Annotated in this window: 18 protein-coding genes; 17 read left to right on the forward strand and 1 reads right to left on the reverse strand. The window is 69.4% G+C overall.

Annotation, left to right across the window (positions count from 1 at the left end; translation table 11 throughout):
* Positions 1–50 precede the first annotated feature (50 nt).
* Positions 51–1160: a patatin-like phospholipase family protein gene (locus ACS5RC_RS24265; protein ID WP_478346494.1), complete on the reverse strand. Its 1110-nt coding sequence runs from the start codon at positions 1158–1160 to the stop codon at positions 51–53.
* A 573-nt stretch (positions 1161–1733) separates the two neighbouring features.
* On the opposite strand from ACS5RC_RS24265, the gene rplN reads away from it, so the two are divergent.
* The 17 genes from rplN to rplQ all read left to right on the forward strand — a co-directional run bounded on the left by rplN (position 1734) and on the right by rplQ (position 12214).
* Positions 1734–2102, forward strand: coding sequence for a 50S ribosomal protein L14 (gene rplN / locus ACS5RC_RS24270; RefSeq protein WP_010686182.1), 369 nt, complete (start codon positions 1734–1736; stop codon positions 2100–2102).
* Positions 2102–2416, forward strand: a complete 315-nt coding sequence (gene rplX / locus ACS5RC_RS24275; RefSeq protein WP_478346495.1) for a 50S ribosomal protein L24 — start codon at positions 2102–2104, stop codon at positions 2414–2416. Before rplN ends, rplX begins: the two co-directional genes overlap by 1 nt.
* Entirely contained in the window at positions 2409–2975 is a 567-nt protein-coding gene (rplE, locus tag ACS5RC_RS24280) for a 50S ribosomal protein L5 (protein WP_478346496.1), read from the forward strand. The genes rplX and rplE overlap by 8 nt, the downstream gene beginning before the upstream one ends.
* A gap of 40 nt (positions 2976–3015) precedes the next feature.
* A complete protein-coding gene (gene rpsN, locus ACS5RC_RS24285) occupies positions 3016–3321 on the forward strand; it encodes a 30S ribosomal protein S14 (RefSeq protein ID WP_478346497.1) in 306 nt (101 codons plus the stop codon).
* Between the two features lie 12 nt (positions 3322–3333).
* Positions 3334–3729 (forward strand): 30S ribosomal protein S8, encoded by a 396-nt coding sequence (gene rpsH / locus ACS5RC_RS24290; protein WP_478346498.1) that lies wholly within the window; start codon positions 3334–3336, stop codon positions 3727–3729.
* Between the two features lie 22 nt (positions 3730–3751).
* Positions 3752–4285, forward strand: coding sequence for a 50S ribosomal protein L6 (rplF, locus tag ACS5RC_RS24295; protein ID WP_478346499.1), 534 nt, complete (start codon positions 3752–3754; stop codon positions 4283–4285).
* A 12-nt stretch (positions 4286–4297) separates the two neighbouring features.
* Positions 4298–4660, forward strand: a complete 363-nt coding sequence (gene rplR, locus ACS5RC_RS24300; RefSeq protein WP_478346500.1) for a 50S ribosomal protein L18 — start codon at positions 4298–4300, stop codon at positions 4658–4660.
* A gap of 159 nt (positions 4661–4819) precedes the next feature.
* On the forward strand, positions 4820–5407 hold the full coding sequence (gene rpsE, locus ACS5RC_RS24305; protein WP_478346501.1) for a 30S ribosomal protein S5: 588 nt from the start codon (positions 4820–4822) through the stop codon (positions 5405–5407).
* 12 nt (positions 5408–5419) lie between these two features.
* Positions 5420–5611: a 50S ribosomal protein L30 gene (gene rpmD, locus ACS5RC_RS24310; RefSeq protein WP_478346502.1), complete on the forward strand. Its 192-nt coding sequence runs from the start codon at positions 5420–5422 to the stop codon at positions 5609–5611.
* Positions 5612–5621: 10 nt separating this feature from the next.
* On the forward strand, positions 5622–6140 hold the full coding sequence (gene rplO, locus ACS5RC_RS24315; RefSeq protein ID WP_478346503.1) for a 50S ribosomal protein L15: 519 nt from the start codon (positions 5622–5624) through the stop codon (positions 6138–6140).
* Positions 6141–6296: 156 nt separating this feature from the next.
* Entirely contained in the window at positions 6297–7646 is a 1350-nt protein-coding gene (gene secY / locus ACS5RC_RS24320) for a preprotein translocase subunit SecY (protein ID WP_478346504.1), read from the forward strand.
* A 148-nt stretch (positions 7647–7794) separates the two neighbouring features.
* Complete coding sequence (locus ACS5RC_RS24325; protein ID WP_478346505.1) at positions 7795–8397, forward strand: adenylate kinase; 603 nt, start codon at positions 7795–7797, stop codon at positions 8395–8397.
* Between the two features lie 208 nt (positions 8398–8605).
* On the forward strand, positions 8606–8974 hold the full coding sequence (rpsM, locus tag ACS5RC_RS24330; protein ID WP_478346506.1) for a 30S ribosomal protein S13: 369 nt from the start codon (positions 8606–8608) through the stop codon (positions 8972–8974).
* A 177-nt stretch (positions 8975–9151) separates the two neighbouring features.
* Entirely contained in the window at positions 9152–9541 is a 390-nt protein-coding gene (rpsK, locus tag ACS5RC_RS24335; protein ID WP_430911871.1) for a 30S ribosomal protein S11, read from the forward strand.
* Between the two features lie 42 nt (positions 9542–9583).
* Positions 9584–10465, forward strand: a complete 882-nt coding sequence (locus tag ACS5RC_RS24340) for an MBL fold metallo-hydrolase (protein ID WP_478346507.1) — start codon at positions 9584–9586, stop codon at positions 10463–10465.
* Positions 10466–10582: 117 nt separating this feature from the next.
* Entirely contained in the window at positions 10583–11602 is a 1020-nt protein-coding gene (locus ACS5RC_RS24345) for a DNA-directed RNA polymerase subunit alpha (RefSeq protein ID WP_478346508.1), read from the forward strand.
* A gap of 201 nt (positions 11603–11803) precedes the next feature.
* Positions 11804–12214: a 50S ribosomal protein L17 gene (gene rplQ / locus ACS5RC_RS24350; protein WP_478346509.1), complete on the forward strand. Its 411-nt coding sequence runs from the start codon at positions 11804–11806 to the stop codon at positions 12212–12214.
* Positions 12215–12317: the final 103 nt, after the last annotated feature.

A 12317-nucleotide genomic window follows, 5' to 3' on the forward strand; every position in this document is an offset into this window, starting at 1 on the left:
AAGCGGGGGGCCCCCCGGGGGCCCCCGCCTCTTTCGCGTTTCGGCTCACCTCAGGCCGGGGCCGCCCGGGCGCGCGGCGCGTGCTCCGTCAGGGCCTCTTCGAGGGTCGTCAGGCTTGAGGCCGCCCCGATCGTGTGGCCGCGCTCGGCGAGCCACGCTTCCGCCGTCGCCCGGCCGAGATCGCGCAGCGCGCAGAGCGTCGACCAGCGCGTGTCGTACTTGTCGGCGCAGCCGGAGGCGAGCTCGGCCGGCGCGCGCAGCAGGTGGATGTTGATGTCGAGGATCGGGCGCAGCCGCGGGGAGGGGGAGGCCGCCAGGCGCACCGCGGATTGCAGCTCGGTCAGTATCTTCAACTCGCGCATCAGGCAGGCGTTGAAGCTGATGTCGCTCGCCCGCCGCATCACCGCCCCCGTCCGCGCGCCGACCGCGTCGGTGACGAAGGGCGTGAGCTGGACCACGATGAGGTCGGTCGCGCCGTGGCCGCCGAAGACCAGGGGGTCGAGGGCCGGGTTGGCGACGTAGCCCCCGTCCCAGTAGCGCCGCCCGTCGATCTCGACCGCCGAGAACAGCTCCGGCAGGCAGCAGGAGGCCATCAGCGCGTCCTCGGTGATCTGCCCGCCGGTGAAGAGGCGGGCGGCCCCCGTGAGCACGTCCGTCGCGGAGACGTAGAACGGGATCGCGCGCGGCGCCGTGATCGCCTCGAAATCGACGCTCGCGGCCACCGCCTCGCGCCACGGCCGCATCGCCCGGAAGGCGGGGAAGAAGGGCGTGACATGGCCGCCGTAGAGCCGGGTGAAGGCCAGCGAGCCCTCCACCCAGGGCTCCACCCAGGTGGTCTTCCAGGATTGCTGCCACGGTTCCATCCACGGCGCCGTCCAAGGCGGCATCCAGGAGGAGGCGCCGGATCCGGCCCAGTCCCAGGCCCGCAGCGGCGAACGGTCGGCGGTCGCGCGCCAGAGGCGGGCGAGCGCATCGCGCGCGCCGTCGTCGCTGCCGCTGGCGAGGCCGGAGACCAGGGCGGCCCCATTGAGGGCGCCCGCGCTCGCCCCGCTCACCGCCGAGATCCAGATATGCTCTTCCAGGAGCCGGTCGATGACGCCCCAGCCGTAGGCGCCGTAGGCCCCGCCTCCCTGAAGGCCGAGCGCGATCCGTGGCTTCATGCGATCTCCGTCCCCATCCGCTCCGGATCCGCCCGCCGGCCCGGGCGCCGACAGCCCCGGCACGGGGGCGTTCCGGCCCGTGCATCTCCGCAGGCCCGCGACGGCCGGCAAGATCCGCGCCGCAGCGCTGGCCCCCAGGGCAATCGGGTGAGGCCCGATCGTCGATGGCCGGGCGCGAAGTGGGTCTTTCAGGCCGTTTGTCCTGCGGGCCGTCCGTCCTGAGAAGCGTCGAGTGGAGCGACGGGCAAGACCGCGGAGGCCGCGGAGGCCGCGGAGGCCGCCGCCGGCGCCCGAGGCGGACGACGAGACCGGGGCGATCGGGTCCACCCGATCGCCCTGTGCCGTCCCACCTTCACGCTTGAACTCCCGACCGAACCGGTGTATCGGACCGACCTTCGCGACAGTCCACGGGGTGTTCGCACCCCTCGCACGCGGTGACCGCGCCGGCGCATCCCACGCCGTTTGCGCGGTTCGTCATATGAGCCGGGGACAACAGATCCCCATCAGGCGTCGTCCGCCGGGCAATACCGCCCGCGTGCGGAAACCCGCCTGAAACAAGGAAAGGTCACTCTCGTGATCCAGATGCAGACGAATCTGGACGTCGCCGACAATTCGGGTGCACGCCGCGTGATGTGCATCAAGGTGCTCGGCGGGTCGAAGCGCAAGTATGCGGGCGTGGGCGACGTGATCGTCGTCTCCGTCAAGGAGGCGATCCCGCGCGGTCGCGTCAAGAAGGGCGACGTCATGAAGGCGGTCGTCGTGCGCACCGCCAAGGACGTGAAGCGGGCCGACGGCTCGGTGATCCGCTTCGACAAGAACGCGGCCGTCCTGATCAACAATCAGAAGGAGCCGATCGGCACCCGCATCTTCGGGCCCGTTCCCCGCGAGCTCCGCGCGCGCAATCACATGAAGATCATCTCGCTCGCTCCGGAGGTGCTGTGATGGCCGCCAAGATCAAGAAGGGCGACACCGTCGTCGTTCTCACCGGCCGCGACGCGGGTCGCTCCGGCGAGGTCATCCAGGTCATGCCGAAGGACGAGAAGGCTCTCGTGCGCGGCATCAACCTGGTGAAGCGTCACCAGAAGCAGACGCAGTCGCAGGAAGGCGGGATCATCTCCAAGGAGGCCGCCATCCACCTGTCCAACATCGCGGTCGCGGATGCCAACGGCAAGCCGACCCGGGTTGGTTTCCGCATCCTCGAGGACGGCCGCAAGGTCCGGTTCGCCAAGAGCACGGGGGATCAGATCGATGGCTGAGGCCGACAAGAACGCCTACACCCCGCGTCTGCGCAAGCACTACGAGGAGGTCGTCCGCCAGAAGCTCATCGAGCAGTTCGGCTACGCGAACCCCATGCAGGTGCCGCAGATCGAGAAGATCGTCATCAACATGGGCGTCGGCGAGTCCACCGCCGATTCGAAGAAGGCGACGGTCGCCGCGGGCGACCTCGCCCTCATCGCCGGCCAGAAGCCCGTCATCACCCGCGCCCGCAAGGCCATCGCGACCTTCAAGGTCCGCGAGGGGATGCCGATCGGCTGCAAGGTGACCCTGCGCAAGCAGCGCATGTACGAGTTCATGGACCGGCTGATCACCATCGCGCTGCCCCGCGTGCGTGACTTCCGCGGCCTGAACCCGCGCTCCTTCGACGGCCGCGGCAACTACGCCCTGGGCCTCAAGGAGCACCTCGTGTTCCCGGAGATCTCCTACGACAAGGCGGAGCAGACCTGGGGCATGGACATCGTGGTGGCCACCTCCGCCAAGACCGACGAGGAGGCCAAGGCCCTTCTCGCCGCCTTCCAATTCCCGTTCCGGCAGTGAGGCCCTAGGGCCTCAGACGCGGACACCGGAGAGAACAGACATGGCTAAGAAGAGCTCAGTCGAGAAGAACAACCACCGCAAGGAGCTGGTCAAGCGCTTCGCCGAGAAGCGCAAGGCCCTGCTCGCGATCGCCAACAACGAGTCCCTCGAGATGGAGGAGCGCTTCGAGGCGCGCCTCAAGCTCGCGGAGCTGCCGCGCAACTCCTCGGCCACCCGCATCCGCAACCGCTGCGCGATGACCGGCCGTCCCCGCGCCGTCTATCGCAAGATGGGCATCTCGCGCGTGGCCCTGCGTGAGCTTGGCAACCGGGGGCTGATCCCCGGCCTCGTCAAGTCCAGCTGGTAAGGAGGTATCGCCATGGTCAACGATCCCGTGGGCGATATGCTCACCCGCATCCGCAACGGCCAGCAGCGCCGTCGCAACGTCGTTCAGACGCCCGGCTCGCGCCTGCGCGCCAGCGTGCTGAACGTGCTGAAGTCCGAGGGCTACATCCGCGACTACGCGGTGCAGGATCTCGGCAACGGCCGCACCGAGTTCGCGATCGAGCTCAAGTACTACGACGGCAAGCCCGTCATCCGCTCGATCCAGCGCGTGTCGAAGCCGGGTCGCCGGGTCTACTCGTCGGTGGGCGAGCTCCCCCGCGTCGCCGACGGTCTCGGCGTCACCATCGTGTCCACCCCGCAGGGCGTCATGGCCGACCACGAGGCGCGCGAGCGCAACGTCGGCGGCGAAGTGCTCTGCCAGGTGTTCTGATCGGACGAGAGGAGGAAGGCAGATGTCTCGCGTAGGCAAGAAGCCCGTCGCCGTCCCGGCCGGCGTGACGGCGACCGTGACCGGTCAGACCGTGAAGATGAAGGGTTCGAAGGGCGAGCTGCAGTTCGTCGTTCCGAGCCTGGTGGATGTGGCCTTCGAGGACGGCGCGGTCAGCGTCCAGCCGAAGAACCAGTCCAAGGAGGCCCGCTCGCTGTGGGGCACCTCCCGGGCCCAGGTGGCGAACCTCGTCGAGGGCGTCTCCAAGGGCTTCGAGAAGAAGCTGGAGATCACGGGCGTGGGCTACCGCGCCGCGATGGCCGGCAAGGCCCTCAAGCTGTCGCTCGGCTACAGCCACGACATCGAGTACGAGATCCCGGCCGGCATCACCATCGTGACGCCCAAGCCCACGGAGATCGTGATCTCGGGCATCGACCGGCAGCGCGTCGGTCAGGTCGCCGCCGAGATCCGCGAGTATCGCGGTCCCGAGCCCTACAAGGGCAAGGGCGTGAAGTACGCGGGCGAGTTCATCTTCCGCAAGGAAGGCAAGAAGAAGTAAGGAGGGCTGAGAATGTCTAACAAGCTAGTCGCCCTCCAGCGGCGCAAGGTGCGCGTCCGCCGGGCTCTGCGCGCGGCGGCCAACGGCCGCCCGCGGCTGACGGTGTTCCGCTCCTCGAAGCAGATCTACGTCCAGGTCATCGACGACGCCGAAGGGCGTACGCTCGCCGCCGCGTCGTCGATCGACAAGGCGCTGCGGGCCGACCTGAAGACCGGCGCGGACGTCGCGGCGGCCCAGGCCGTCGGCAAGCTCGTCGCCGAGCGGGCCAAGGCGGCCGGTGTCACCAAGGTGATCTTCGACCGCTCGGGCTACATCTATCACGGCCGCGTCAAGGCGCTCGCCGACGCCGCCCGCGAGGGTGGTCTCGACTTCTGAGCGCGGACCTCGCCCGCGGGCCCCGGACCGATCGTCCGGGAGCGCGTGGGCACGACGCGCACGACCATACGGCGGAGGGGAGCGGCGGCTTGCCGCTCCTCGAGGAATCATCAAGCGAGCGGGCCCGCCGCCCGCGCCAGTGAGATCAACAGGTAGACAATGGCACGTGAACGGGAAGGCGGGGGCCGCGGCCGCCGCGATGATCGCGAGGAGCGCGACAGCGAGTTCGTGGACAAGCTCGTCCACATCAACCGCGTCGCCAAGGTGGTGAAGGGCGGCCGTCGCTTCGGCTTCGCGGCCCTCGTCGTCGTCGGCGACCAGAAGGGCCGCGTCGGCTTCGGCCACGGCAAGGCCCGCGAGGTGCCTGAGGCCATCCGCAAGGCGACCGAGGCCGCCAAGCGCGGCCTGATCCGGGTCTCGCTGCGCGAGGGCCGGACGCTGCACCACGACGTCAACGGGCGCCACGGCGCCGGCAAGGTCATCCTGCGCGCCGCGCCCCAGGGCACCGGCATCATCGCGGGCGGCCCGATGCGCGCCGTGTTCGAGACGCTGGGCATGCAGGACGTGGTGGCCAAGAGCCTCGGCTCCTCCAACCCCTACAACCTCGTGCGCGCCACCTTCGAGGCGCTCAAGAACGAGGACAGCCCGCGCTCGGTGGCGGCTCGCCGCGGCCTCAAGGTGTCCGCGCTCCAGGCGCGCCGCCGCGATGCCGATCCGAACGATCAGTCCGAAGCCGCGGTCGCGTAAGGGGAGGGTTGAATGGCTACCAAGACTCTCCGTGTCGAGCAGATCGGTTCGCCGATCCGCCGCGAGGCCTCCCAGCGCGCGACGCTGGTCGGCCTGAAGCTGAACAAGCTGCACCGGGTCTCCGAGCTGGAGGATACCCCCTCCGTGCGCGGCATGATCCGCAAGGTGCAGCACCTCGTGCGCGTCCTCGACGGCGCGGCTTGAGGAGGGCACCATGAAGCTCAACGAAATCCGCGACAACGTCGGCGCCACCAAGAACCGGATGCGCGTCGGCCGGGGCATCGGCTCCGGCAAGGGCAAGACCGCGGGACGCGGCGTGAAGGGCCAGAAGGCCCGGACCGGCGTGTCCATCAAGGGCTTCGAGGGCGGCCAGATGCCGCTGCATCGTCGCCTGCCGAAGCGCGGCTTCAACAACATCCACGCCGCCGACCTGAACGAGGTGAACCTCGGTCGCGTCCAGGCCGCCGTGGATGCGGGCAAGCTCGACGCCTCGGCGCCGGTCACCGTCCAGGCGCTGGTCGCCGCCGGCATCCTCGCCCGTCCCCGCGACGGCGTGAAGCTGCTCGGCGTCGGCGAACTCACCGCCAAGCTCGCCTTCGAGGTCACTCGCGCGTCGAAGTCGGCGGTCGAGGCGGTCGAGAAGGCCGGCGGCAGCGTCACCGTCGTGTACGCGGCGGGCGTCTCGACCCGCGGGGGCGGAAACGCCGCCGGCGCGGCGTCCGCCACCGCCTGAGGCCTCGCTATGGCCGGCGTGCAACGCGTTGCACGCCGGTCGCGAAGCCCTTAAGTCGGAGCCTCAAGCGGCGGCCCGTGCGACCTCGCACCGGCCGCCGTTTCTCGTTTCAGCCGGCGCCGCGCGCCCCGGCGACAGGTTTCAGGATCGAGCGCCATGGCCTCAGCCGCCGAGCAGCTAGCCGCCAACCTCAATTTCGGAGCGATCGCGAAGGCCGATGAGCTGAAGAAGCGCATCTGGTTCACGCTCGGCGCCCTCGTGGTGTTCCGGCTCGGCACCTACGTGCCGATCCCCGGCATCGACCCGGAGCAGTTCGCGCGCAACTTCCAGCAGCAGGCGGGCGGCGTGCTGGGCCTGTTCAACATGTTCTCCGGCGGTGCCGTCGAGCGCATGGCGATCTTCGCGCTCAACATCATGCCCTACATCTCGGCCTCGATCATCATCCAGCTCCTCACCTCGGTGATCCCGAGCCTGGAGACGCTGAAGAAGGAGGGCGAGTCCGGCCGCAAGGTGATCAACCAGTACACCCGCTACCTCACGGTGGTGCTGGCGCTGGTGCAGTCCTGGGGCATCGCCGTCGGGCTGCAGAGCTCGTCCGCCGCGATCGATCCCGGACCGTTCTTCCTCGCCTCGACCGTGATCACCCTGACGGGCGGCACGCTCTTCCTGATGTGGATCGGCGAGCAGATCACCTCGCGCGGCATCGGCAACGGCTCCTCGCTCATCATCTTCGCGGGCATCGTCGCCCACCTGCCGGTGGCGATCGCGGGCGCGCTGGAGCTGAGCCGCACGGGCGCGATGTCGCCCGCCACGCTGCTGGGCTCGGCGGTCGGCGCCGTGGCGCTGATCTACTTCATCGTGTTCATGGAGCGGGCGCAGCGCCGGCTGCTGATCAACTATCCCAAGCGCCAGGTCGGCAACCGCATGTACGAGGGCCAGACCTCGTTCCTGCCGCTCAAGCTCAACACCTCGGGCGTGATCCCGCCGATCTTCGCTTCGTCGCTGCTGCTGCTGCCCGCCACCGTAGCGAGCTTCTCGGCGAGCCAGGGCTCGTCGGGCTTCCTCGGCACCGTGACGACGCTCCTCGGCCACGGCCAGCCGGTCTACATGGCGCTCTACGCCGCCCTGATCATCTTCTTCACGTTCTTCTACACCGCGGTGGTCTTCAACCCGCAGGAGACGGCCGACAACCTGAAGAAGCATGGCGGCTTCATCCCGGGCATCCGTCCGGGCGAGCGCACCGCCGCCTTCATCGACAAGGTGCTGACCCGGATCACCCTGATCGGGGCGCTCTACCTCACCTTCGTCTGCCTCGCCCCCGAGATTATGGCGCTGGCGTTGTCCTCGCAGAGCCTCGCCTTCGGCGGCACCTCGCTCCTCATCGTGGTCTCGGTGACGATGGACACGGTGGCCCAGATCCACGGCCACCTGATGGCGCACCAGTACGAGGGCCTCGTGAAGAAGGCCAAGCTGCGCGGCGCCTCGACGAGCCAGCGCCGGCGCTGAGGCGCAACACCCGGGGGGAAGTGATGCCCCCCGTCATTGGTCCGACTCCACATCGCGGCCGGACCGGCTACAAGACGTGATCCAAGGCGATGCCGGGGAGGCTTCGCCGTTCGCCCCGGACGCGCGGGTAAGGACGAGGACAGACGCCATGCGTATCATTCTGCTTGGACCGCCCGGGGCGGGGAAGGGCACTCAGTCCGAGCGGATCGTGGCGCGGTTCGGCGTCCCACAGCTCTCCACCGGGGACATGCTGCGCGCCGCGGTGGCCGCCGGGACGCCGGTCGGGCTCCAGGCCAAGGCGGTGATGGAGGCCGGCGGCCTCGTCTCCGACGCCATCGTCGTCGGCATCGTCGCCGACCGGATCGAGGAGTCCGACGCCAAGGGTGGCTTCATCCTCGACGGCTTCCCGCGCACCGTGGACCAGGCCAAGGCGCTCGACGCGATGCTGAAGCAGAAGGGCCTCGCGCTCTCCACCGTGATCGAGCTGAAGGTGGACGAGGAGGCCCTCGTCGACCGGATCAAGACCCGCGCCGCCGAGACCGAGGCCCGCGGCCTGCCGGTGCGCAAGGACGACACCCCGGAGGTGTTCAAGTCCCGTCTCGAGGCCTACCGGACCCTCACCGCGCCGCTCTCGCACTACTATGCCGAGGCCGGCATGCTGGAGACCGTCGACGGCATGCAGCCGATCGACACGGTGACCCGGGAGCTGATGGACATCCTGCAACGGCACGCCGAGACCGCCGAGACCTGAGGCGGCCGCGCCGTTCGTCGGGTGGTTGACATCGAGACCGGCCCGCGCTAGCAGGCCGGTCTTCGTTCATTCGAACCATGGTCCGGGGTGCGCTCGTTCAGGGCGGCCGCGGGCCACGTCGTCGTTGACGGGCGCGCAAGGGCCGGCCTCCACCGGACGCGCGGAATCGAAGACCGGGCCTCGTCCCGGCATCACATGGAGCGTTATCTTGGCCCGTATCGCAGGCGTCAACATCCCGACCAACAAGCGCGTCGTCATCGCGCTTCAGTACATCCACGGCATCGGCTCCAAGAAGGCCGAGGAGATCACCGAGAAGGTCGGCATCCCGGCCGAGCGCCGCGTCAACCAGCTGACCGACGCCGAGGTGCTCTCGATCCGCGAGACGATCGACCGCGACTATCTCGTCGAGGGCGATCTGCGCCGCGAAGTCTCGATGAACATCAAGCGCCTGATGGATCTGGCCTGCTACCGCGGCCTGCGCCACCGCAAGCAGCTGCCGGTCCGCGGCCAGCGCACGCACACCAACGCCCGCACCCGCAAGGGCAAGGCGAAGCCGATCGCCGGCAAGAAGAAGTAAGCATCCGGTTTCGGGAGGCCGCGCACCCCGCGCGGCCTCCCTCCGTCGCGTCGGGCGCCCCGCTCCGGGGGTCCCAGCGTGGCGGCGGGGTCCTCTCCGACCCGCGCCGCCGAACCTTCCAGAAGAATCCCGAGCGCCTGGAATTACGGGCGTGCCTGAAGGACTGACGAGCAGAACATGGCCAAGGAACCGACACGCGTCCGCCGGCGCGAACGCAAGAACATCGTCTCGGGCGTCGCGCACGTGAACGCCTCGTTCAACAACACGATGGTCACGATCACCGACGCGCAGGGCAACACGATCTCGTGGTCCTCCTCGGGTGCGATGGGCTTCAAGGGCTCGCGCAAGTCGACGCCCTACGCCGCGCAGGTCGCCGCCGAGGACGCCGCCCGCAAGGCCGCCGAGCACGGCATGCGCACCCTCGAGGTCGAGGTCTCGGGTCCCGGCTCCGGCCGCGAATCGGCGCTCCGCGCGCTCCAGGCCGCGGGCTTCACCGTGACCTCGATCCGCGACGTCACCTCGATCCCGCACAACGGCTGCCGGCCGCGCAAGCGCCGCCGCGTCTGATCGGCGGACGGGACGGCAACCACCCTCGAGACGGAGATGCCCGTGGCGGACGGATCGACCCCTTTACCAGGCGTGCTGCGTTGGAACCTCGGCGACCTCACGGTCACCGCGCTCAATGACGGCTGGTTTCAGGGATCCCTCGATCTCGTCACGGGCATCGACCGGGAAGAGGCCGGCGCGCTGCAGCGGGCCGGCTTCCGGCCCGAGCAGCCGGTCATCACGCTCAACGCCTTCCTGATCACGGGCCCGGGCCGCAAGCCGGCCCTGATCGACACGGGCTACGGCCGGCTCGGCCCCGCCACGCTCGGGCGCCTGCCCGCCGCCCTCGCGGCGACCGGCACCCGTCCGGAGGAGATCGAGACCGTCCTGATCAGCCACCTGCATCCCGACCACATCGGCGGCCTGCTCGCGGATGACGGTGGACGGGCCTTCCCGAATGCCGAGATCGTGCTGCACGCGGACGAGGCGCGGCATTGGCTGCCCGACGAGGCGCTGTCGCGGGCGCCGGAGGGTGCGCGCTCCTATTTCGAGGCCGCCCGCAAGGCGGTCTCGGCCTATGCGGGCCGCGTGCGCGAGCACGCGGGCGGCGAGGTCGCGCCGGGCATCACGGCCGTCCACCTGCCCGGCCACACGCCGGGCCATTGCGGTTTCCGCATCGTCTCGGGCGGCGCGTCCCTCCTGAGCTGGACCGACGTGGTGCATCTACCGGCGATCCAGTTCAAGCGGCCGGAAGCCGGCATGGTGTTCGACACCGACGGCGATCAGGCCCGGGCGACGCGGGCCCGCATCTTCGACGAGGTCGCATCCGACGGCAGCTTCATCGCGGGCAACCACCTGGAATTCCCCGCCCTCGGATACGTGGCCCGGGACAAGCAGGGCTACAGCTTCGTACCGGCCCTCTGGGTCGCGGGGCAGGGCGTCTGACAGGGGCGCCCGACGATTCTTCATTCAGGGACCGGTCGGCGCTGGGGGGCAGCACCGCACCGGCCGGAGCGCGGGACGGGGTACGCGAGCCCGCGCGGACAGGCGAGAGGTAGGACCGTGGTCATTCAGAAGAACTGGCAAGAGCTGATCAAGCCGAACAAGCTGCAGGTGACGACCGGCGACGACCCGAAGCGCGTCGCGACCGTCGTGGCCGAGCCGCTGGAGCGCGGCTTCGGTACGACGCTCGGCAACTCGCTGCGGCGCGTCCTGCTGTCCTCGCTGCAGGGCGCGGCCGTCACCTCCGTCCAGATCGACGGCGTCCTGCACGAGTTCTCGTCGATCCCGGGCGTGCGCGAGGACGTGACCGACATCGTCCTCAACATCAAGACCATCGCGATCCGCTCGCAATCCGACACCCCGAAGCGCATGACCCTGCGCAAGACCGGCCCGGGCCTCGTCACGGCCGGCGACATCGCGGTGACGGGCGACATCCAGATCCTCAACCCCGAGCTGCCGATCTGCACCCTCGACGACGGCGCCGAGATCCGGATGGAGTTCACGGTCGCCACCGGCAAGGGCTACGTCCCGGCCGAGCGCAACCGGCCCGAGGACGCGCCGATCGGCCTGATCCCGGTCGACGCCCTGTTCTCGCCCGTGACCAAGGTCAGCTACCGCATCGAGACCACCCGCGAGGGCCAGGATCTCGACAAGGACAAGCTGACCATGACGATCGAGACCAACGGCGCGGTCTCGCCGGAGGATGCGCTGGCCTACGCCGCGCGCATCATCCAGGACCAGCTCCAGGTCTTCGTGAACTTCGAGGATCCGCGCAAGGAAGAGGCCGCGCCGCTCGCGCCGCAGCTGCCCTTCAACCCGGCGCTGCTCAAGAAGGTCGACGAGCTGGAGCTCTCGGTCCGCTCGGCGAACTGCCTGAAGAACGACAACATCGTCTATATCGGCGACCTCATCCAGAAGTCGGAGGGCGAGATGCTGCGCACCCCGAACTTCGGCCGCAAGTCGCTCAACGAGATCAAGGAAGTGCTGGCCGGCATGGGCCTGCACCTTGGCATGGACGTTCCCGGCTGGCCGCCGGAGAACATCGAGGATCTCGCCAAGCGCTTCGAGGAGCATTACTGAGCGGCGAGCGCGCCTCCGGCATGACGGGGCGGCGCCGCGCGGCGCCCCCTGTCCGGCCGATCCCGATCCGGGCCTGAGCGTCCGGGTCGGCAAGACAGAGAGAGAATCCCGCCGCGGGGTCATGCGGAAACGAAGAACCCGCAATCGTGCGGGCCTGGCCGACCCTTGGCACGGCGGTCAACAGAGACAGGACGAGCCACCATGCGTCACGGCTATCGCGGTCGCCGCTTCAATCGCACCACCGAGCATCGCAAGGCGATGTTCGCCAACATGTCCGCCGCGCTCATCAAGCACGAGCAGATCATCACCACCCTGCCGAAGGCCAAGGACCTGCGTCCGGTCGTCGAGAAGCTGATCTCGCTCGGCCGCATCGACAGCGTCCACACCCGCCGTCTGGCGATGGCTCAGATCCGCGACGCGGACATGGTCAAGAAGCTCTTCACGGTGCTGGGCCCGCGCTACAAGGGCCGCCCCGGCGGCTATTGCCGCATCATGAAGGCGGGCTTCCGCCACGGCGACAACGCACCGATGGCCGTGATCGAGTTCGTCGACCGCGACGTCGACGCCCGCGGCAAGGATTCGGGCCCGGTTCTTCAGGCCGAAGCGGCCTGATACAGACCGGCGCCTGCCGATCCGACACCGATCGAGGCGGTCCCGCGAGGGGCCGCCTTTTTCGTGCGCGCTCCGATCTTTCGGTGAGCCTGACGGGGACGGG

The organism is Methylobacterium sp. HJ2, assembly GCF_056431005.1.